The 21352-nt window shown below is 44.7% G+C and carries 22 protein-coding genes; 7 read left to right on the top strand and 15 right to left on the bottom strand.

Translation table 11 applies throughout. From position 1 onward, the window contains the following. Positions 1 to 209 precede the first annotated feature (209 nt). Positions 210 to 5945: an AAA family ATPase gene (locus D0A37_RS15175; protein ID WP_242715538.1), complete on the top strand. Its 5736-nt coding sequence runs from the start codon at positions 210 to 212 to the stop codon at positions 5943 to 5945. On the opposite strand, the gene D0A37_RS15170 is transcribed toward D0A37_RS15175, so the two are convergent. The 6 genes from D0A37_RS15170 to D0A37_RS15145 all read right to left on the bottom strand — a co-directional run bounded on the left by D0A37_RS15170 (position 5917) and on the right by D0A37_RS15145 (position 10350). Then, a complete protein-coding gene (locus tag D0A37_RS15170) occupies positions 5917 to 6120 on the bottom strand; it encodes a DUF433 domain-containing protein (RefSeq protein WP_242715536.1) in 204 nt (67 codons plus the stop codon). The genes D0A37_RS15175 and D0A37_RS15170 overlap by 29 nt on opposite strands. 282 nt (positions 6121 to 6402) lie before the next feature. Then, positions 6403 to 7257: a DUF1822 family protein gene (locus tag D0A37_RS15165; RefSeq protein ID WP_242715534.1), complete on the bottom strand. Its 855-nt coding sequence runs from the start codon at positions 7255 to 7257 to the stop codon at positions 6403 to 6405. Next, positions 7257 to 8225 carry a hypothetical protein gene (locus D0A37_RS15160; RefSeq protein ID WP_242715532.1) on the bottom strand — a complete coding sequence of 323 codons (969 nt, stop codon included), beginning with the start codon at positions 8223 to 8225 and terminating at the stop codon, positions 7257 to 7259. The genes D0A37_RS15165 and D0A37_RS15160 overlap by 1 nt, the downstream gene beginning before the upstream one ends. 295 nt (positions 8226 to 8520) lie before the next feature. Beyond that, positions 8521 to 8730, bottom strand: coding sequence for a CsbD family protein (locus tag D0A37_RS15155; RefSeq protein ID WP_190733750.1), 210 nt, complete (start codon positions 8728 to 8730; stop codon positions 8521 to 8523). Positions 8731 to 8931: 201 nt separating this feature from the next. Beyond that, positions 8932 to 9759 (bottom strand): PHP domain-containing protein, encoded by an 828-nt coding sequence (locus D0A37_RS15150; RefSeq protein WP_039886987.1) that lies wholly within the window; start codon positions 9757 to 9759, stop codon positions 8932 to 8934. A gap of 309 nt (positions 9760 to 10068) precedes the next feature. Next, positions 10069 to 10350, bottom strand: a complete 282-nt coding sequence (locus tag D0A37_RS15145; protein WP_006632576.1) for a hypothetical protein — start codon at positions 10348 to 10350, stop codon at positions 10069 to 10071. 108 nt (positions 10351 to 10458) lie between these two features. Here D0A37_RS15145 and D0A37_RS15140 point away from each other — a divergent pair, with 108 nt between their 5' ends. Further along, on the top strand, positions 10459 to 10674 hold the full coding sequence (locus D0A37_RS15140; protein ID WP_242715530.1) for a hypothetical protein: 216 nt from the start codon (positions 10459 to 10461) through the stop codon (positions 10672 to 10674). Between the two features lie 159 nt (positions 10675 to 10833). Next, entirely contained in the window at positions 10834 to 11160 is a 327-nt protein-coding gene (locus tag D0A37_RS15135) for a hypothetical protein (protein WP_242715528.1), read from the top strand. Between the two features lie 146 nt (positions 11161 to 11306). On the opposite strand, the gene D0A37_RS15130 is transcribed toward D0A37_RS15135, so the two are convergent. Further along, positions 11307 to 11774, bottom strand: coding sequence for a tetratricopeptide repeat protein (locus D0A37_RS15130; RefSeq protein ID WP_242715526.1), 468 nt, complete (start codon positions 11772 to 11774; stop codon positions 11307 to 11309). Between the two features lie 55 nt (positions 11775 to 11829). Between D0A37_RS15130 and D0A37_RS15125 the strand changes: the two genes are divergently transcribed. Both D0A37_RS15125 and D0A37_RS15120 read left to right on the top strand, forming a co-directional pair. Further along, positions 11830 to 12450 carry a histidine phosphatase family protein gene (locus D0A37_RS15125; RefSeq protein ID WP_242715524.1) on the top strand — a complete coding sequence of 207 codons (621 nt, stop codon included), beginning with the start codon at positions 11830 to 11832 and terminating at the stop codon, positions 12448 to 12450. A 49-nt stretch (positions 12451 to 12499) separates the two neighbouring features. Continuing rightward, positions 12500 to 12877 carry a VOC family protein gene (locus D0A37_RS15120; RefSeq protein ID WP_242715522.1) on the top strand — a complete coding sequence of 126 codons (378 nt, stop codon included), beginning with the start codon at positions 12500 to 12502 and terminating at the stop codon, positions 12875 to 12877. A gap of 145 nt (positions 12878 to 13022) precedes the next feature. Here the strand turns inward: D0A37_RS15120 and D0A37_RS15115 are convergent, their stop codons facing one another. Together D0A37_RS15115 and D0A37_RS15110 are read right to left on the bottom strand one after the other, a co-directional pair. After that, positions 13023 to 13313, bottom strand: a complete 291-nt coding sequence (locus tag D0A37_RS15115; protein WP_006632581.1) for a hypothetical protein — start codon at positions 13311 to 13313, stop codon at positions 13023 to 13025. A 42-nt stretch (positions 13314 to 13355) separates the two neighbouring features. Continuing rightward, positions 13356 to 14027, bottom strand: a complete 672-nt coding sequence (locus D0A37_RS15110) for a phosphoribosyltransferase (RefSeq protein ID WP_242715520.1) — start codon at positions 14025 to 14027, stop codon at positions 13356 to 13358. A gap of 192 nt (positions 14028 to 14219) precedes the next feature. On the opposite strand from D0A37_RS15110, the gene D0A37_RS15105 reads away from it, so the two are divergent. Next, on the top strand, positions 14220 to 14897 hold the full coding sequence (locus tag D0A37_RS15105) for a uracil-DNA glycosylase (RefSeq protein ID WP_242715518.1): 678 nt from the start codon (positions 14220 to 14222) through the stop codon (positions 14895 to 14897). 102 nt (positions 14898 to 14999) lie between these two features. On the opposite strand, the gene D0A37_RS15100 is transcribed toward D0A37_RS15105, so the two are convergent. From D0A37_RS15100 to tyrS, 4 genes are all read right to left on the bottom strand, one after another. Beyond that, the gene (locus D0A37_RS15100) at positions 15000 to 15173 is read right to left on the bottom strand and encodes a hypothetical protein (protein ID WP_242715517.1); all 174 of its coding nucleotides are present in this window, start codon (positions 15171 to 15173) and stop codon (positions 15000 to 15002) included. Between the two features lie 111 nt (positions 15174 to 15284). After that, positions 15285 to 15881 (bottom strand): hypothetical protein, encoded by a 597-nt coding sequence (locus D0A37_RS15095; protein WP_242715516.1) that lies wholly within the window; start codon positions 15879 to 15881, stop codon positions 15285 to 15287. A gap of 37 nt (positions 15882 to 15918) precedes the next feature. After that, positions 15919 to 16629, bottom strand: a complete 711-nt coding sequence (pyrF, locus tag D0A37_RS15090; RefSeq protein ID WP_242715515.1) for an orotidine-5'-phosphate decarboxylase — start codon at positions 16627 to 16629, stop codon at positions 15919 to 15921. 42 nt (positions 16630 to 16671) lie between these two features. After that, entirely contained in the window at positions 16672 to 17904 is a 1233-nt protein-coding gene (gene tyrS, locus D0A37_RS15085; protein ID WP_242725553.1) for a tyrosine--tRNA ligase, read from the bottom strand. A 174-nt stretch (positions 17905 to 18078) separates the two neighbouring features. Here tyrS and D0A37_RS15080 point away from each other — a divergent pair, with 174 nt between their 5' ends. After that, a complete protein-coding gene (locus tag D0A37_RS15080) occupies positions 18079 to 19998 on the top strand; it encodes a transglycosylase domain-containing protein (RefSeq protein WP_242715514.1) in 1920 nt (639 codons plus the stop codon). 55 nt (positions 19999 to 20053) lie between these two features. On the opposite strand, the gene D0A37_RS15075 is transcribed toward D0A37_RS15080, so the two are convergent. Further along, a complete protein-coding gene (locus D0A37_RS15075) occupies positions 20054 to 20377 on the bottom strand; it encodes a DUF1825 family protein (protein WP_006632589.1) in 324 nt (107 codons plus the stop codon). 224 nt (positions 20378 to 20601) lie between these two features. Continuing rightward, on the bottom strand, positions 20602 to 21195 hold the full coding sequence (lepB, locus tag D0A37_RS15070) for a signal peptidase I (protein WP_242715513.1): 594 nt from the start codon (positions 21193 to 21195) through the stop codon (positions 20602 to 20604). Between the last annotated feature and the right edge of the window lie 157 nt (positions 21196 to 21352).

Here is a 21352-nt window from a genome sequence, read left to right as displayed (position 1 = left end):
CAAGTCAATTTCAAGAAGCCTTGAGTCTTGTCAACAGACCTTGATGATCTAGCGAGAGATTAAAGACCGTTAAGGTGAGGGGTCAGCATTGGGTAATCTGCGAAATGTTTACGCTTCCCTGGGCAACTCGGCCAAGGCGATTGAGTACCATCACCAGTCGTTGACCATCGCCCGTAACGTTCATAACTGCCAAAGATGGAGAGCCAAACATGATTAAACTCCGTGGAATTAAAGTTTTAGCCCCAATCTATGAAAGTGCCAATTCTGTTGTCTATCGAGGGATTCGAGAACAAGACCACAAAGCAGTAATTCTCAAAGTTCTGAAACAAGACTATCCCACCCCCTCTGAACTAACTCGATATAAGCAGGAATATGAAATCACTCGCAATCTGAACATAGAGGGTGTGGTTAAAGCTTATACCTTAGAAACTTATCAAAGAACTCTGGTCATTATCTTAGAGGATTTTGGCGCATCATCCTTAAGGCAATTATTCAAGGACTCTGTAGATGCAGGGCATATCTTATCTCTAGCGAAATTCCTCAAGTTAGCCATCCAAACAGCAGAGATATTGGGCGCGATTCACGCCGCCAATATTATTCATAAAGATATTAATCCTGCCAACATCGTCTTTAACCCAGAAACAGAAATTATCAAAATCATCGACTTTGGTATCTCCACTCAATTAACCCGCGAAAATCCTACGCTGAAAAATCCCAATGTTTTAGAAGGCACATTAGCCTATATGTCACCGGAGCAAACGGGACGAATGAATCGTTCTTTAGATTACCGGACTGATTTTTACTCTCTCGGCGTTACCTTCTATGAACTACTGACGGGACAATTACCTTTTGACAGTACCGATGCGTTGGAACTGGTGCATTATCATATCGCCAAACAGCCAATACCCCCTCATCTTTTAGGAGGAGGAGAGGAGGAGAGAGGCAGAGGGGGAGAACCTTGCCCTCAAGCTGTTTCGGATATTGTCATGAAGCTGATGGCGAAAACGGCAGAGGAACGATATCAAAGTGCCTGGGGACTCAAAGCTGATTTAGAAGAATGTCTCTTTCAGTTACAAGCTAATGGGACTATAACAGATTTCCCGCTCGGTTCTAAGGATATTTCCGACAAGTTTCAAATTCCCCAAAAGCTTTACGGACGAGAGTCAGAAGTTAAAACCTTACTAACAGCATTTGACCGAGTGAGTCAAGGCACAACTGAAATGATGCTAGTGGCTGGTTATTCCGGCATCGGTAAATCAGTGTTGGTGGCAGAAGTTCATAAACCCATCACTCAAAAGCGCGGCTATTTCATCTCCGGAAAATTTGACCAGTTTCAGCGTAATATTCCCTACTTAGCTGTTGTCAGTGCCTTTCAGGGATTGATGCGCCAACTGTTAACGGAAAGCGAAGCACAACTAAACCTTTGGCGAGAAAAACTCCTGGCTGCTTTTGGTTCCAATGGACAAGTGATTATTGAAGTGATTCCCGAAGTGGAACTGATTATCGGCAAGCAACCACCCGTGCCAGAATTAAGCCCCGCTGAGTCCCAGAATCGCTTTAATCTGGTTTTCCAAAACTTCATTCGGGCATTTTGTGCAAAAGAGCATCCTTTAGTTATCTTTCTTGACGATTTGCAGTGGGCAGACTCGGCAACGCTCAAGTTAATCGAACTGATGATGACGGATACGGATACACAATACCTATTTCTAATTGGGGCGTATCGGGATAACGAAGTCAACCCCACTCATCCGTTGATGATGACTCTGGATGGGCTACGGAATGTTGGGGCAACTATCAACTTTATTACCTTAGCTCCCTTAGATAGCAAGCATATTAGCCAGTTAATTGCCGATACTTTGCACAGTGATGCCTCTTCAGTAAAACCCTTGGCTGAGTTGGTAGTGCATAAAACTGGAGGCAATCCTTTCTTTGTCTATGAGTTTCTCAAAACCCTACATACCGAAAACCTGATAACTTTTGATTTTGAACGTCACGGCTGGCAGTGGGATATTTCAAACATTGAAGCTCAGGGCATTACTGACAATGTGGTGGAGTTGATGATTGGTAAGGTGAAGAAACTGCCTCCAGTTACACAGCAAGTTTTACGCTTAGCAGCTTGTGTAGGTGCTGATTTCGACTTAAGCACCCTTTCTATCATCAGTGAAAAATCCACATCGGAAGTTTATAAAGACCTAACAGCAGCAGTTCAGTCCGGGTTAATCTTGCCCACATCCGAGTTAGATGAAGAACTGTTAATTCAAGATTATAAATTCCTGCATGACCGGGTGCAGCAAGCAGCTTACTCGCTGATTGACGAAAAAGATAAACAACAAATCCACTTAAAAATTGGTGGCATTCTGTTGAAAAAATTTGAAAAATATGAGTTAGAAGAACGAATCTTTGATATAGTCAATCACCTCAACCAAGGAGAATCATTGCTCAGTGATAAATCGGAAAAAGAACAATTAGCTAGATTGAATCTAATCGCTGGAAGAAAAGCTAAATTCTCTTCAGCCTATCAACCCGCATTACTCTACATAACGAACGGGATGAAATTTTTCTCCCCTAATAGCTGGGAAGAAGACTATCACCTGACATTTTCATATCACCTTGAAAAAGGTGAAATAGAATATTTGAATGCTAGCTGGGACGAAGCTTTATCAACTTTTGATGAAGCTCTTGAGCATATCAATAGTTTGTTGGATCGGTGTAAAGTCAATGAATATAAAGTGACGTTATATCGAATGAAAAATGATCTGGAATCCTCTTTAAATCTGGGAGTACAGACCCTCGATTTATTGGGAATCAACTTGAAAGCTTTTCCTGAAGAAGATGAACTTATAGCAGAAGTGAATCATGCTAATGAGACAATCGCTGCCAGGAAAATTGAAAATTTTATAGACCTTCCTGAAATGCAAGACCCTGAAAAACTTGCTGCTATGGTACTCCTCAGAGAATGCGTACCTCCCTCTTACTTTTTAGGGTCTAGATTGCTGTTCATCCTAGGCATAAAAATGATTGAACTATCGCTCGCCTATGGGAACAATCCTCACTCTTCAGTTGGGTATATATATTATTCGTTAACACTTGCCTTTGTAGCGCAAGATTTTGAAACCGCCTATAAATTTGGAATTTTAGCCTTGAGATTGAACGATGACAAGTATCAAATGAAGCCTTATGAAGCATTAATTTTGAATATGTGGGGCGGATTTGTTTCCCATTACACTGAACATCTCGATCGCTCTAAAGATCATTTAATGAGAGGTTATTATAGCGGTGTAGAAAACGGTGCCTATCAATGGGCAGGATATTGTGCCGCCAACTTTTTGTTTATGTGTTTTTGGGGGACTGATTCGTTAAAAGAATTATCCGAAAAAATTGATAAGATTACACCCGGATTGAAAAAAGTCGATCCAAACATGGTGCAATATTATTATGCGATTAAAGCGACCATATATAATTTGATTGAACCCGTTGAGGATTGGAGTGTTCTTGATGAATCCTTATGGCCGAATGCCAAGGAGATCATTAAGTCTTGCCTTGAAAAAAATGATTTAACCACGGTATTTTTAGAAGCAACCTGTAAATTGTCTTTAGCCAACTGGTATTCAGATTCCGAGAAAGCGATAGACTATGCTAACTCTGCCGAAAAATATTTGATAGGCGCGGCGGGAAGTTTCAGTAATACGGCTTTCCATTTTCATCAATGTCTGGCCTTATCAGTTGGGTATGACTATGCTGATGGTGAAAAACAGGCACAGTATGTGGAGAAGATTAAATCGAATCTTGAGAAATTCAAACTCTGGAGTAAACATTGTCCGAGTACCTACCTTCATCAACGTCTGCTAATCGAAGCTGAGTTGGCGCGAATTACAGGCAATACTCTGGAAGCGCAGGATTTGTATGACCAAGCGATCGAGTCAGCCCGAGAAAATAAATTTTTGCAGAATGAAGCGCTAGCGTCGGAACTAGCAGCTAAGTTTTGGTTAGGTAAAGGTAAAGAGAAGATTGCTAAAGTCTACATGAGGGAAGCCCACTATGGCTACCAACGCTGGGGCGCTAAACGCAAGGTGGAAGATTTGGAGGAAAAATACCCGCAGTTGCTGCCAAAATCATCTGCTGGAAAGAGCATTACTTCCACGCGCATGGTACCTAGCAGTAGCTCAACTAGCACTCAGTCAGGGGAAGCTTTGGATCTAGCCACCGTGATGAAAGCCTCTCAAGCCATTTCCGGCGAAATTGTACTGGATAAATTACTCACTGCCTTGATGAGAATTCTCATTGAGAATGCCGGGGCGCAAGTTGGTTCTCTGATTTTAGAAAGTGAGGGTCAATGGCTGATTGAAGCTTTTGGGGAGGTAGAATCCGATCACATTACCGTGTTGCAGTCAATTCCTATTAACGATAGCCTGCCTATCGCCATCATCAATTATGTTGTCCGCACCAAGGAAACTGTTGTGTTGAACGATGCGACTCGCGAAGAAAAATTTCCGAATAACCCCTACATCAAACAGCATCAAACCAAATCTATTTTGTGTGCGCCGCTCGTCAATCAAGGTCAACTCAGTGGTATTGTTTATCTAGAAAATAATCTGACAGTTGGAGCTTTTACCGCTGAGAGATTGGAAGTATTGCAACTATTATCCGGACAAGCAGCGATCGCGATTACCAATGCCAAACTCTACGCCAAGGTTATCGAACGTGAACAGCAGTTGACGCAATTTTTTGAAGCGATGCCCATCGGCGTATCCGTTCACGAGCCGAATGGACAAACCTACTATTCCAATCAGTTAGCACAGGAATTGTTAGGCGTAAACGTTTTACTAGAAGCTAAAACTGAGCAATTGTCACAGGCATATCACGTTTATCGGGCTGGCACCGCTCAATTGTACCCCAACGCGCAACTACCCATCGCGCGATCGCTTTTTGGCGAACAAGTTAAGGTAGACGATATCGAAATTCACCAACCGGATAAAATTGTCCCCTTGGAAGTTTCCAGTACACCAATTCTGGATGAAACGGGCAAAATTGTCTATGCGATCGCAGCCTTTCAAGACATCACCCAACGCAAACAAGCCGAGAAATTGATAGCCGAATACAATCGCACCTTAGAAGAGCAAGTTAAAGAACGTACCGCCCAACTCGCTCTTGCCAACCAGGAAATTATAACGCTCAACGAAAAGCTCAAAGCCGACAATTTGCGGATGAGAGCCGAGCTAGAAGTAACCAAACAATTACAGCAAATGATTCTCCCTAAACCGGAAGAATTAGAAGCGATTGAAGGGTTAGAAATTGCTGGGTTTATGGAACCAGCCGATGAAGTGGGTGGCGACTATTACGACGTACTACAACACGAAGGTAAAGTCAAAATTGGTATCGGGGATGTCACTGGACATGGGCTAGAAAGTGGCGTGTTGATGATTATGGCACAAACGGCTGTCAGGACGCTTCAGAAAATGAACGAAACAGATCCAGTGAAGTTTTTAGATATCATAAACCAAACACTTTATGACAATCTTCAGCGCATTAAGTCGGGTAAAAACATGACTTTAGCCATCTTAGATTATGCCGGAGGTATCCTGAAATTAAGCGGACAACATGAGGAAGTGATCGTGGTGCGCGCGGATGGAACATTGGAGTGCCTAGACACGATGGATTTAGGCTTTCCCATTGGCTTAGTAGAAGAGATTGGCGACTTTATTACTCAAACAGAAGTGCAGTTGAATCCTGGAGATGTGGTGGTGCTTTATACTGATGGAATTCCTGAAGCTAAAAATATTAATAAAGCGCAGTACGGATTAAAAAGGTTGTGGCAAGTGGTGGTTGAAAATCGTCACCGTTCAGCCGCAGAAATTCAGGAAGCTGTTATTGCTGATGTGCGACAGTATATTGGTGTTCAGAGGGTGTTTGATGATATTACTTTGGTGGTGATGAAGCAGAAATAGAGTAACAATCTCTTGCCAACTCAGCCCCATAAGCAATACAAGCCAAAACGTCTTCTCGTTCAATTCCCGGATATTCCTCAAGCAATTCTTCCAAAGTCATTCCACTAGCGAAAAAGTCAAGAATCAGAGAAACCCAGATGCGATGACCGCCAATACAGGGTTGGCCAAAGCACATATTCTAGTCGATTGAGATGCGAGACATTAAATTACTTTGAGTCATGTCTTTTTAATTAGATATTTTCCATTGATTCATTCTAATGAATTTTAGGGTTGAGTTGTGGGGGCCCAGAAACCGGGTTTGATGGACGAAAATATTTCGTTTCAACCCGCAGATGTGGCCAAAAACCCGGTTTCTTCAGTCGGTGGGAACTCAGAAACCGGGTTTGATGGACGAAAATATTTCGTTTCAACCCGCAGATGTGGTCAAAAACCCGGTTTCTTCAGTCGATGGGAACCCCTACAAGTCATCATCATCTCCCCAAATCTCAGCTAACTTCTCCAGCAAATCTTCAGCAATCAGATTCAGTTCCGCTTTCACATCCTCCTCAATATCTGAAGCTTTCTCAACAGGTGAAGATTTATCACGAGAGAAAGATATATCTCTCTTTCCCAAACCTCCACTGCTAGAACCACTTCCCGCTAAAGCCTTCCCTCCTTCATATCCCCAGTCAGATTTCTCACTACTGTGCAAAACTTTATTCAAAATTGCCACAATTTCCGAAATAGATTTGTTTTGCAAATTCTCCCGAACTTGTGCTTGTACGGGGTCATCTTCTCCCAAATCAGATAGCAACTCTTCAATTTCACCTTGCAACAGCGGAATCGCCAACTCAATTCGATCCAAATAATCCCACAATTCCTCAAGGGGTTTTAGATTAGTTAGAGAAATCTCTTGAATTTCATCATGAATTTCCACAGCCGGAATAAAGCCCAAAAGTTTCACCTTATCGAAAGGTTCGGCAAACTGAACGACGATATATGCAATGCGGTTTCCTCGCACTTCCGGCAGAGAAATCGCCGATTCTCCAAGCTGAATCGGACAGCATTCTATCTTGCCAATCCCCGGCAAAACCAAATCGCCGACATCCAAAACCGCCTGCATTGCTGGATTCCAACTATCACCCCCATCAATATCGGTTTCCATTTCCATCCATTCCAAAAAATAGTTAACTGCCCAAACCGCCAGGGTATTGAAATAAACCCGCTTGCCTTTTTGCGGATTAGCTTGCTGTGAAGCAAATTGCAGAGCTAAATTGCGGGCAGTTTGCTCCAGAGGAATTTGTAACAAATAAGTATCCATGCTATTCACCATTATTCCTCCGGTTGATATCCACATTCTTTAGCAATTCTATTGCCAATCTCTTTGACGAGTTCAAAACCTGTTATTTTCCAGTGAGAGTTGAGAGTTTGATAGTCAATATTTAACTCTCTGGCAATTACCGATAATTTATCAGGAGGGTCTTTCAGCAGCAATCGCACTGCCAGTATGTGACAATTGGCATCCGGTCGAGGGCGACGATTTTCGGGAGTGTTTGGCTGAGTCTTATCTATTTTTTCATTGGGATAACTGTTTCGCAGTTCTCCCGTCGGATCGTCTTCAATACACTGCCATAGTTTGCGGCCGATGCGCTGCTTATTGTGAGCTTGTTCTCTCTCGATGAGTTGCTCAATCCCATTTTTTGTGGTATCGTCTATCGGTTGTTGAGCCTCAAATTCTTCACCTGGGTTGCTCGTAATCGGAGTATCAAAACTAACAGTAAAAATCTGTTGCTGCATCCGGCGATATTGGTCATAGACTTTGTTCTTGAGAGTTTTATTGAACCGCTGAACCACTCGGGTTCGTAACACATCAGCAGCGAGATTGTCGAGGTCAATTCCCCGCAAAAATGCCGAAAGCGTTTTGATAAAACCCCAATAAGCTTCCTGCATCATTTCCTCTAAATCAATATTAGGATAAGGATGCTTGCGAATTCCGGGCAAATGGGGAATGAGTTGGCACAATTGATTTTTGAGTCTTTCTTTTTCCTTACTACCCTCTTGCGAGTCTTTCAAGAGTTGTAGAAGTTGGCGTAACTGTTCGTCGGTGTTCACAGGCACGTTCGGATGACATCGAGATAATTCGATTATCCCAGGGAAAATAGCGCTGTAACGTGCCAGCAATAACAAAGTCAAGGAAATCGGTTTGAGTTCGCAACCCGTGGGTGGAAGCAACAAGTTGAAACTTGCCGCTACAGGAACTAAACCTGCTAAGGGTTCGACGGGGGTATCATGTCTCGTCATAGTCCAGTTTTTGCGTGTTGATACTCTGATATCGCAGGTTTTGGTGGCTTTATGCAGAATAGAGCAAAAATTTTTCGTAAAGGCAATGCGATAAGGACTGAAGTCCTTACTACGAAATTAATCGGGTGTAAAATTAACAATCATAGGGACTTCTCCATTGCGCTTTTGAAGAGATATCGCAGGAGTCACCCAGTTTTCTGCACATTCCAAAAATAAATCATATCAAACCCAATTGATGACACAGGATTTGATATGAAGCGAATTCTATTAGCCAGGATTTGCTATAGCGCGGTTTCTACAATTTGTCGATCGACCTTTTGGCTTTATTTGTCAGATTTTTCACAGCATCTTTAGCATCTTCTGCTGCGTGGCGGGCGGAGGCTTCCGCTTGTTTGGCTTTGCCTTCAACCTGGTCTTTTCTGTTGCCCGTGATATTACCGAAAATTTCCTGAGCTTTGCCTTCTAAATTTTTGCCGATCGCCTTCGCTCTGTCTTCTGCACTCATAATAAGCTCCGTTTGGCAAGTTCCTTTAGTAACATTGTAAAATCAACTCGCCTGCAATTGTCTTTAACTTCATATTAATTTATATTCTGCTTGACCTCGGTCTTCTTCTGATGACTTACTGCGTGCAAATTCCTCCCTCAAAAAGCGAAGGATTCCTTTTTTTTTGCAAATGTATACGTCGGCAAAATTCGTTCTAAAAAACTATTTCAAACTCGCCGCAGCAACTTTAATCGGTTCCAGTAATTCTAACGGCAAATGCAGCATATTTAATTGGGTGCTATCTGCTGCTTTCCTTTCCGGATCGGGGCCGTGATAATCGCTGCCACCAGTTGCCAGCAAACCGTAATGAAGGCACAAATCTTTCAACTTTTGGATTTGGCTAGAACTGTGGCTGGGATGGTATACTTCAACACCCATTAAACCCGCATCTACTAATTCTTTTAAGACTTCCTCAACAGCGCCGCCGCGAAATAAATAAGGGTGAGCCCAAACTGGTACTGCGCCACAACTCTTCAGTAAATCAATGCCTTCGACGATCGAGAATTTCTCGTAATGCACATAAGCCGGGCCGTCATCTCCCAGCCAGCGATCGAATGCTTCCCGCGATGATTTGGCGTGACCGGCTTTTACCAGTGCAGAGGCAATATGAGGCCTTCCCGGTGCCATTCCTGGGGATGTTTTTGGCAGTTCGATCGCGTATCCCATTGCTGCTAATTTTTCGACCATTTCCTGCGATCGGCGAAACCGTCCTTCGAGGCGATCGTTCAAAGGAACTCGCAACTTATTGGCATCGGGATAAAAACCTAAAATGTGCAGCGATCGGCCGTTGTGAACTGTACTGAGTTCGAGTCCGGGGACTATTTCGATACCGTGCAAAGCAGCAGCGGCGAAGGCTTCATCCCAACCCGACATCGTATCGTGATCCGTGACGGCCAAGGCGCGAACCCCCGATGAAGCGGCGGCGGCTACGAGTTCGGCAGGGGTGAGAGTGCCGTCGGAATAAGTAGTGTGGCAGTGGAGTTCTAGCATTTTTTTCGGTAAGTTAAAGTCTGTTAAACCTGCAATTCTTCCCCTCACTCATGTGAGATATCGTCATGCGATTTTAGATTTTAGATTTTAGATGGAAATTAGTGATGCTATAAGGGTGGGGAGCTTGTCTACAATTATTGTTGTTTTTGGAAACTAATTTCACTGCAAGCAACAATTTGTTTTGGTTATTTAAATCTGTTAGCTGTAATAAGTTGTGCCGCTTTAACTTTGTACATTTATATTTATTAAAAAATTGCGTAGAGTGAGCGTCATCTCCGCCTTTTGAGTTGAATTGAAATGCTGAACAGCTTATTTCTTGATTTCTCGCATTGGGTGAAGGACACCCTCTGGCAATTTGGAAGGAATCGGCGATATTTCAATACTTTGTATGTTGTGAACTGGGATAACTACCAGTTTATCTGCCAATTCGAGAATTATCGGGTCTGCAGTCAACATTTTGTGCAGGCGAGTGCCTAAAGTTGCTTGCTCTCCTACTGTTCCCTCTGGCGCAATGAACTGGAAGTGTTGCTGTTTGCCGTTGGTATAGTGGATTGTCAGATCGATAACTCTTTCTTGGTTGGTTGCTTGCATAATTTTTTCCCCTAACAGTCGATCGCGACTTTGCAAAATTAACAATAAATCAAAACGGGCGATCGCACCACGGTTGGAAAGCTGATTGGAAAGCTCGTTGGAAAGCTTTTGACCAAACTAGGCCGTCGGTACGAAAGTCCGGTTACTGCTAATTTTATCACAAAAACTGTACTGAAAGTTGCCAACTTACCCAGTATAGAATTGCCAGTTGCACTGTCTTCGCTGCTTCATGCGCGAGATCCTTCGCCAGCAATATTTGGTCGATCGGGCTTTGTTCTAGGCCAGTTGGCAAAGTGGCTCAATTTAGCCTCTCTAGCGACTTGACTCAAAGCGCTCTCAAGTCATACAGCAGGGGCATTTGAGCGCTTTGGGTGTCCAAGTTTTTCGAGGTGGGAACTGTGGAGGTTTGGATAGTGGCATTCTGCTGTCACTGCGGTAGACGATTTTTTTATAAATTAATAACATAACATTCAGGTACAGCTTATGAAATCCACACTTTGTTTTCCCGAAACTTCTCTTGAATCTAACACCCTTGCTGTTAACAATAATGCTATTGAATCTTGTATTGTTGCAGCTTGGATTGATTTAGTAGGAGGAGACTTTGATAATTTGGGTGGAGATGATTGGCTTCCCTTGTGCGGCGACATTGATGACGGCGAAATTTACCGGGAATGGTTTTTGTGGCAAGACATCGAAGTGAGCCAAGAGTGGGAAGCTTACGATCCCATTACTAATTATCGAGTTGTGGCATCCAGCCGAGAAATGCTGATTTCTAAAATCGACAAAATAGAAGATGCCCGAAAAATTTAGTCCATCGGGAGAATGTTAAATCTTGATTTTCAACTTTAATAAAAATTCTGTCCACAAACCCGGTTTCTCCCAAGCCTTAAAGAAACCGGGTTTTTCAGACCCCAACTCTAGGTTTGGGCTGAGTTACACGGGCAGAACATAATAATTTATGTCGCTACAGCTTTTGGTTTTTCTCGTTCTAATTTGCGCTGCTTCAACGCGGCAAGATTTTGTTTAATCGTGTCGATCGCAAATCCAGCCCCCTGCTGTTGGTATAATTCGCTGGCACGGATCAAATCTGCAACGGCCTCCTCATCCGAGCGCAAATTCGCACAAGCCAAGGCGCGATTGTGGTAAGCTTCTGCCAAAGTTGAAACTTGTTCTACAGCGCTGGTAAATTTATCTTTTGCTTTGCGGTACTTTCCTGACTGATAAGCCTCAATTCCTTGTTGAAAATAAACGGAAGCTTGGGTGCCACTGTCGGTATCTGGAAATTCTGGGTAAGTTAAAATTGGTTCTTTAAAGAGTACAGAAATGCTGCCCTTGCCGAAGTAAGCCCAAGTCATTGTTCCCAACCCAATCCCCAGCACGAGGGCAATAATAACAGACAGAGCAATAAAATTGGTGAGTTCCATAGAACAATATTTGTTGTATTAGAATATGATAAGTTAATTTCTAACTTCTGGAACAATGGCGACGCGGATTTACCTCAACAGGAAAGGCTTTTTCGGGTTGCTAGCTTTAGTATTGTCGATCGGCTTAATGATTGCAACTGCAAATTCGGACGCAGCAACCAACGCGCAAACTCAAGCAGGGTGGCAATTGTTGCAGCGGGAGGAAACGGGGTTGGTGGTAGCAATGCGACACGCGATCGCCCCCGGTACGGGAGATCCTGCTAACTTTAAGTTGGGTGACTGTTCCACCCAGCGCAATTTATCAGCACAGGGAAGAACCCAAGCCAAGCAAATTGGAGCCGAATTTCGCAACCGCAACATCAAAGTGGTCAGAGTTTTATCGAGTCAGTGGTGTCGGTGTTTGGAAACAGCAAAACTGATAAATTTAGGCAAAGTCGAACCGTTCCCAGCACTGAACTCGTTCTTTAGGGACAGGAGCACAGAAGCCAGACAAACAGGGACAATTCGCAAATTAATTCTTGATAATCGCAACACAAAAGGCGCGATTATTCTGGTAACTCATCAAGTAAATATTACCGCGATTACTGATATTGTACCGCAAAGCGGCGAAGCTGTGATTCTCAAAGGATCTCGACAAGGTAAAATCCAAATAATCGGACGAATTGGAGGATTTTAAATAAATAAAAAGTTGTTATAATATTACCCATTACCCATTCCCAATTTATATGAGTTTCCAATACAGCGCCGCCCTAGTGACTTTAGCCGACCTTGATAAGGAAGTTCTTGTTAAATTTTACACAAAATTTCTCGACATAGAACCAAACCCTTACATTCCCAATACTTATGCTGAATTTCAACTCCCCGGCTTAAGACTGGGCATATTCAAACCAAAAGATTCCCACAAATCGGAATTTGCAAATCGAGCCAAAACAGGCATGAGTTTGTGTTTGGAAGTGAGCGATATCGAAACTGCGATCGCCCGAATTTGGGCTTTAGGTTATCCGCCCAACGGAGAAATTATCAAAGCTTCTCACGGTCTAGAAATCTATGCCTTCGATCCGGCAGGCAACCGCATAATTTTACATCAATCCAATCAGCCGTAGAGACTGTAGAGGAGACTGGGCGATTTCAATCGCTACTACATTTGCTTCTCGGCCGAACTCAGAGTGGCTAAGAAATCAAGGGGATATTTAAGGCGGACTGGGTATAAAACCAGCACCTACCATTCAAAACTCAAAACGGCCTTAACTATCTCATCAGTTCAGCAAAACTATAAAAACTAATAATTAATAACAGCAAGGCTGTCAGGTGAGTTAGCTGAAATTGAGGCCGTGGGCCGAGGGATTCCCGCACCAAAATTGAAAAAGACGAACCAATTATATAACTCAGAGACAGCGTTAAATACTGCCACTGCAATGTTACACTCCACAGCCCGAGCAAAATCATCGCCAAAGTTAACATTACCAACTCAACAAAGCGAGGCGGATTGTGCTGAGTAGACAGAATCAAAGTGTCCAACCAATATTGCCAAGGTCTCATGTTTTAGCGATCGAGCTTTTAGATTTAGCCTTCTAGCTTAACCTACGATCGCCATTCAGTTTGTTGCTGCAAACACCTTAAAGCCTCCGCCGTCTCAACCTGCGGAAATTGCCCATAAAAGCGACTGACACTGTAAAAAGGGTGAGGAGTCTCCAAGACGATTACCTTATCGCCCATTCCGGCCAAAAATCCCATCAAATCTGCCGGGGCGACAGGCGCGCAAATCCACAAAGCCGCCGGTTGCTGCGACTGCAAAGCCTTCGCCGCCACAGCCATCGTCATCCCCGTAGCAATGCCGTCATCTACCAAAATCGCCAAAGCCCCAGCCGCGCTTATATTTGGGCGTCCCGGAGACAAATCTGCCAGCAGAGATTGAGCATTATTTTGGGCTAGGGGCAGCGCTAATTTTTGCAAGCGTAAATTGTGCTGCTTTTGCTTTTCCCAGAGGACGTGACCGTCAGCAGTTGCAGCCCCGATCGCCAATTCTAAATTATCTGGGCGAGTAATTTTCTTCGCAACAACCACATCCAAAGGACAGCCCAAGCGGCGCGCAATCGGCACCGCAACGGGCAAACCCCCGCGCGGCAAGGCGTAAACAATCGGTTGCACCGCCTTCTGTGGCATTAAACTCAACTTGCCGAACTCGTCCACAACTGCCTCGGCCAGTTTTTCGCCTGCATCGGCGCGATCGTCAAAAAACGGGTTAGAGAACATATTTTTGCCTGTACGAGCTCAACCAAAAAATTGGAGATTTTGCCAGTGTTAATTGGAGATTTTGCGTGAAGCGTAGCTATCCCGTAGGGAATCGACAGCCTCCCATACAAGCATCTAGCCAATCTCAAATCACCAAACCCGATCTAAACTATAAACTCTAGACTCAAAAAAATCTCCCTAATTGTAAAATGTATGTCCAGCGACTTGCAACTCAGCCTTTTTGACAACAATCAAAGTGCCACTTTCCAAACAGACTCAATACCAGCAAATGCCAAAATTCCCATTCCTCCCGGCACTTATCAAAATATGGAACAAATCGGCGAGCACTGCAACCGCTGCTACCGCTGCGAATTGGGCAATACGCGCACTCACGCCGTCATCGGGCGTGGCAATCCTCAAGCCTCTATTTTGATTGTGGGAGAAGCGCCCGGACAAAACGAAGATGAAACCGGATTGCCCTTCGTCGGGCGATCGGGCAAACTGTTAGATAAGATTTTAGAATCTGTGGGATTGAGTGCAGAAACCGACGTATTCATTGCCAACGTCATCAAATGTCGCCCTCCCAACAACCGCCCTCCGACAGCAAAAGAAATCGAAGCTTGCAAACCATACTTGCTCGAACAAATTCGCATCTTAAACCCCAAAATTATTTTATTAACCGGTGCAACCGCCCTCAAAGGTTTGCTAAGCGACAAGCGGCCCATTAGTAAAATCAGAGGTCAATGGATTGAATGGGAAAATCGTTTGTGTATGCCAATTTTCCACCCGTCTTACTTGCTGCGAAACCCCTCCCGAGAACCGGAAACTCCCAAATGGTTTATGTGGCAAGATATGCAGGCTATCAAGGCTAAATTGGATGAATTAAAATAGCAATTCTAATATTTTTTTGTTTGTCCTTTGTATGGGCGGGTTTCACGCACCATAATTGCTTAAAACAGATAATCTCGTAAACCCGCCCCCACGGTAAATCCCTCAACAGAAAATTCGTGGATTTTCTGATACCTCTGTCAGGAACAGGCAAGATGCCTGTTCCACAATAAAATTATTTTCTGTCAGGAACAGCCAAGATGCCTGTTCCACAATAAACAATAAATCCCTCAACAGAAAATTCGTGGATTTTCTGATACCTCTGTCAGGAACAGGCAAGATGCCTGTTCCACAATAAAATTATTTTCTCTCAGGAACAGGCAAGATGCCTGTTGCACAATAAACAATATTTCATGTGGGGTGGGCGTCTCGCCCGCCCAAAAATACAATTTAGTTGCGGGACAACTTACTTTTTGCCTGACAATCGCGCAACCACAAACGAATAGCCTCAGCAATTTCGTTTTCACTATCTTGACCTAATAAAGGACGAATATCCGCCGCAGTACCAAACCGAGAAACAATTTTTGCCAATTCCCACCCCTTCGCAGTTTGCCTAAAAAACAACCAATGATATTGCTGAATTTCGACTGGTTTTCCCCCGCGATACTGCCGTTCTAAAGTAGTAATGAAAACTTGACTGGCATTTTCAGGAAGTGCATCCCCAGAATTTAAAGGTAGCGGTTCAAACTCTGGGCGACCGGCTACAATTATTTGAGGCAGCGCGTAACCGAACGGTGTGTTTTTGTTAGGAGAAAAGTGCGATCGCACAATTACGCGATTAGCATAACTCGGCAAATCTTGCAACAGGCGAGCGACCAAAATTTCTAAATCAGCGGGACAGGGCGATCGCACTAACAAACCATACCGACTTGCATTGATACTGTTAGTATGATTTGTCACAAAATTAACTGCCAAAGTCGGAGTTGCAACCGCAAATATCCGCAGATAAACACAGATGAACGCAGATAAAATTCCATGGGCGTTCATCGGCGTTTATCGGCGGTAAAAACCAACATTCCTATTGTTACTCCAACTCTTCACAAATACGCGCAAAAGCCACCACTGGATCAGACGCAGCAGTAATTGGCCGCCCAATCACCAGATAATCCGCACCAGCTTTCAAAGCAGCCTTTGGAGTCATCGATCGTTTTTGATCCCCTCCATCAGCCCATTTCGGACGCACACCGGGACAAACTAACAGAAAATCATCCCCGCAACTCATTCTTAACTGTTCCACTTCTTGCGGAGAACAAACAGCACCAGCTAAACCCGTTTCTTTAGCCAACAATGCCATGTGCAAAGCATATTCCGGCAACTCCAAAGGTATTTTCAAGTCAAAAGCCAACTGTCGCGAATTCAAACTCGTCAACAGAGTAATTGCAATCAACTTAGGACTCGGTTTATCCACCGCCGCCGCCCCTTCAGTCAAAGCCAACTGTGCCGCTTTCAAAGCATCTTTACCACAAGTAGAATGGATAGTCAATAAGTCCACATTGTACTTAGCAGCAGCCCGACAAGCACCAGCCACAGTATTCGGGATATCGTGAAACTTTAAATCGAGAAAAATCCGCTTTTCCCGCTGTTTTAAAATTTCCAAAATCCCCGGCCCGGAACTCACAAACAGTTCCAAACCCACTTTCCAGAAAGATACATCAGGCAGTTTGTCAAGAAGTGCGATCGCCTCTTCTTGACTTGAAACATCCAAAGCCACAATAATTCGATTATCAGCGTTCATCAGCGTTCATCAGCAGTATTCATCTGCGGTTAAAAAAGAGATTCAAGACACCAATCGCACAAACTTATTCTTCCCAACCTGCAAAACCTTACCTTCCAATTCAGCAGGTGATTCAAAGGTGAGGTTAACATCAGAAACTTTATCGCCCTCCAACTTCACCCCGCCGCCCTGCATCAACTTCCTGGCATCACCGCTGCTTTTACAAAGCCCGCTAGCACTCAGAATATAAAACAACTTAGCCGGAAACTGCACGTTTGCCAAAGAAAACTCTGCCACAGCATCAGCTTGTCCCGCGGCACCTTTAACCAGCGCAATTGCATCTTGTTGTGCGCGATCGGCTGCTTCCTTCCCCCGATACTGGCGCACCACATCCAAAGCCAAAAGTTTCTGTTTTTCTCGCGGATTTTCTGGCAATTCATCAAGTGGCAAATCTGTCAATAGTTCAAAATACTGGGCGATCGAACTATCAGAAATTTTCTCCAACTTAGAATACATAGTCAGCGGGTCTTCCGACAAACCCACATAATTGCCCAAAGATTTCGACATCTTCTGTACGCCGTCAGTGCCGAGCAAAATCGGCATCAGTAAACCAAACTGCGGCTTCATCCCAAAATGCCGCTGCAAATCTCTGCCCACCGCAATATTAAACTTTTGATCGGTTCCCCCCAACTCCACATCCGCTTCCAAAGCCACGGAGTCGTAACCCTGCATTAGTGGATACAGAAACTCATGCAGATAAATCGCATTCTCCTGCTGCATCCGATTATCAAATCCCTCTTTAGCGAGCATCTGCTGCACCGTCATCGTTCCCAACAGTTCCAAAATCTTCGCCAAGTCCAATTTCGACAACCACTCGGAGTTGTAGCGAATTTCCAAACGTCCGGGTGTGTCAAAATCTAGAATCGGACGCACTTGGTCTAAATAAGTCTTGGCATTTTCCGCCACTTGTTCGGCCGTCAACTGGGTACGCATCTCCGACTTCCCTGTCGGATCGCCAATTCTTGCGGTAAAATCTCCGATCAGCAGTACCGCTGTGTGACCGGCATCCTGAAAAGCTCGCAGCTTACGGACGCAAATGCTGTGTCCCAAGTGAATGTCACTCCCTGTCGGGTCAATTCCGAGTTTGACGCGCAACGGTCGATCGACTTTTGCCAGCAGTTGAGCTAAATTTTCGTCAGGGTTGCTAGAATCAGGTCGATCTGGAAAAATCTCGCTGACGCCGCGGTAAAGCGCTGAAAGGTTAGGAGTTATCATCGGGGAGCGATCGTCCATCATATTTTGCCAAAGTGCACCAGAATTAGTTACACTCACTGGTTGACGCATAAAAACATAACTATCACGCTACTATAATCCCAAAGCTGACCGGCTTTCATTAGCTGACAGTCTCTAGGGTTCGCATCTAAAATTAAAAGTCTTAAAACCCAAATCGAGTGAGGAAGTGAAATCCACGTGTCAACCAACGCAGTCCGCAATAACACGGAAAACTCAGCCCCCGTATTCGAGTTTGTTCAGTCAGTCAGTAAAGTGACCGCCGGAACCATACTCAGCATGACAATGCTTGCCAGTTCCGTAGTCGCTGGTGGACTGGTTGGCTTAGCGATCAGCTTCCGCAATTTGCCAGATGTTCGGATCTTGCAAACCTACTCTCCCACAGAAACTACCCACATTTACGACATCAACGGCAAGCCGCTAGCCAGCATCCACGACGAAGCCAACCGGGATGTCGTACCCCTTGAGCAAATCTCCCCGAACCTGAAACGAGCTGTTCTGGCGATCGAAGATAGCAGCTTCTTCACCCACAAAGGCATCAACCCCGGCGGGATAGCCCGAGCTCTGATAGTCAACCTAGAACAAGGTAAAACCGTTGAAGGCGGCTCGACTATGACTATGCAGCTAGTCAAAAACTTGTTTCTATCTCCCCAATCAAAATTTAGTCGCAAGGTAGCTGAAGCGGTAATGTCTATCCGCTTGGAGCAAATTCTCAACAAAGACCAAATTCTGCAACTATACCTGAATCAAATCTACTTAGGTCACAACTTGTATGGCGTAGAGACAGCCTCTCGAAGCTATTTCAACAAATCAGCAAGTAATTTGACTCTTTCAGAAGCAGCGATGCTGGCCGGCTTAATTTCTGCCCCTGAAGAATACAGTCCTTTCGTCAATTACAAGTTGGCAAAAGAGCGGCAAACCCTCGTTTTAGACCGCATGAAGGATCTTAAATGGATTACGCCGGCCCAAGAAACTGCTGCCCGCCAGGAAAAAATTAAGCTAGGTAAAATCACCTCTTTTGGCGGCTCTCAAGTTCCTTACGTAACACAAGCCGTAGTCCAAGAACTGACAAGGCGTTTTGGGCGAGATGCCGTGGTTAAGGGAGGAATGCGCGTTCAAACCACGATCGACCTCAAAATGCAGCGCATAGCCGAAGAAACCGTCAAAGCGTGGCACAATCGGCTTTACTACCAAGGTCTATTTTACGATCGTGAGGAAGGTCAAATTGCCCTAGCCGCCGTCGATCCCCGAACCCACTTCGTCAAAGCAATGGTCGGCGGCGTCGATTACGAAAAGAGTCAGTTCAACCGCGCCATTCAAGCACGCCGCCAGCCCGGATCTTCTTTTAAGCCTTTTATCTACTACGCTGCCTTTGCTAGCGGCAAATACGCCCCGGATTCAGTTGTCTACGACTCCCCTGTCGGCTACCGCGACGGCGACGGCTACTACTACCCTCAAAACTACGGCGGCGGCTTCTCGGGTGCAGTCAGCATCCGCAGAGCTTTGGAAGTATCTCTGAACATTCCCGCCGTCAAGCTTGGCCAAGAAGTCGGATTGAATAAAGTGATTGAGATTTGCCGCGTGCTCGGCATCAGAAGTCCGATGGAACCAGTGGTTTCTTTGCCCTTGGGTGCCGTTGACCTCACTCCTTTAGAAATGGCCGGAGCTTTTGCTACCTTCGCCAACAACGGATGGCATTCTGACACCACGTTTATCGTGCAAGTCACTGACAGCAGCGGCAACGTCTTGCTCGACAATACGCCCAAACCCAAATTAGTTCTCAATTCCTGGGCTGCGGCATCTGTCAACAGCACCCTGCAAGGGGTAATTACCAGCGGAACGGCAAGGGCTGCTCAACTTGGGCGACCGGCTGCTGGGAAAACTGGTACAACTTCCTCTGAACGGGATATCTGGTTTGTGGGTTACGTGCCACAGTTGTCGGTTGCTGTTTGGATGGGCAACGACAATTATAGACCGATGAGCTACGGTGCTACTGGCGGTACTATTGTCGCCCCTGTTTGGCGCGATTTTATGAGCCAAGCTTTGGAAGGCGTTCCCGCAGAAAGTTTCAAACCTCCTTCAGCTTTTGAGCGGCCTTAATTATCAGTCATTAGTAGTCAGTCAACTGTCAACTGTCAACTGTCAACAGTTGAACTTATGATTGTTTTTCCAACTCAGATTTCATCCGCTCCAGCGTTGAGTTCATTTGCTCAAACATCTGCTGGGGCGTGATGCCAAATTGATTGAGCTGTGTTTTTAACTGCTCTACAGTCATCTGAGCCATGAAGTCCTCAGACAGCTCAAAGCGCTTCATAAAAATACGGTAGCGCTCCATCATGGATTCCATCTGAGCGATGAACATTTTCTTGCCTTCGCGATCGAATTTGCCGTAATTGCCACCTAGTTTGATGAGAGATTGATAGTCTTCAAACAACAGCTTGGCTTCTTGCTGAACAATTTCTGAATCAAAAAATCCCATAGCTTTCCTAATTTTTTAATATTCAACTAATTTCGATCGAGGCGAGAAATCCCGCTGCTTTTTCTACTATTTTATCAGTTGCCCGAGGAACTCCCTACCCCTCAAGGTACAAGAATAAGTAGAAATTTCCGTACAGCATAAGGCATGGGCATTGAGCATTGGGCATTGGGCTTGCGATGACAACAGTCAACTGTCAACAGTCAACTGTCAACAGTCAACTGAGTTCAAACTTCCCCGATGCGTTCTAGAGGCCAAAACCGCACTACAGCACGGCCGATGATATTCTGCTTAGGTAAAAATCCCCACCTGCTGGAGTCGTTGCTGTTGTTGCGGTTGTCTCCCATCACAAAGTATTCATTTTCTGGGACGCGATAAGGCCCCCACTGGTATTTAGGAGGTTCGGCAATATATTTTTCGACGAGGGGTTTGTCGTTGAGATAAACTAAACCTTTTTTAACGGCGACGGTTTGACCCGGTAAGCCAATTACCCGCTTGATGAATGCTTGGTCTTGGGTAAAGCCTTGTTCTTGCAACTTTTCGGGCGGGGCAAATACTACGATGTCGCCAGTTTTGGGAGGTTCGAGGTAGTAGGAGATTTTTTCGACGACGACGCGATCGCCCACGTGCAAAGTGGGTACCATAGAATCTGAGGGTATGTAGCGCGGTTCGGCGACCAAGGCTCGAATCACTATTGCTAAACTCAAAGCAATCATCACTATCTGAAGATTTTCTCGCTGCGACTTCCACGCTTTTTGCCACCAGCTTTCAGGCGGATTTTCTGCTACTTCTGTACCCAAATTCTTTTTTTCAGATGTCATTTATTTCTCCACTATATAGTTCTTGCTAATTATCTAATGGCCATTGAAGTAGCTTGCTCTAATTAAACGTAAAACTTTGTTGGGGTATTCAGAAACCCGGAAGGGCGAACACGGGGGCGCCGTTCTACAGAAACCGAGTCGATCTGTCTCCTATTTT

This window comes from Microcoleus vaginatus HSN003, assembly GCF_022701255.1.
Lineage (GTDB): Bacteria > Cyanobacteriota > Cyanobacteriia > Cyanobacteriales > Microcoleaceae > Microcoleus > Microcoleus vaginatus_B.
This window is presented reverse-complemented; position numbering and strand designations above follow the sequence as displayed.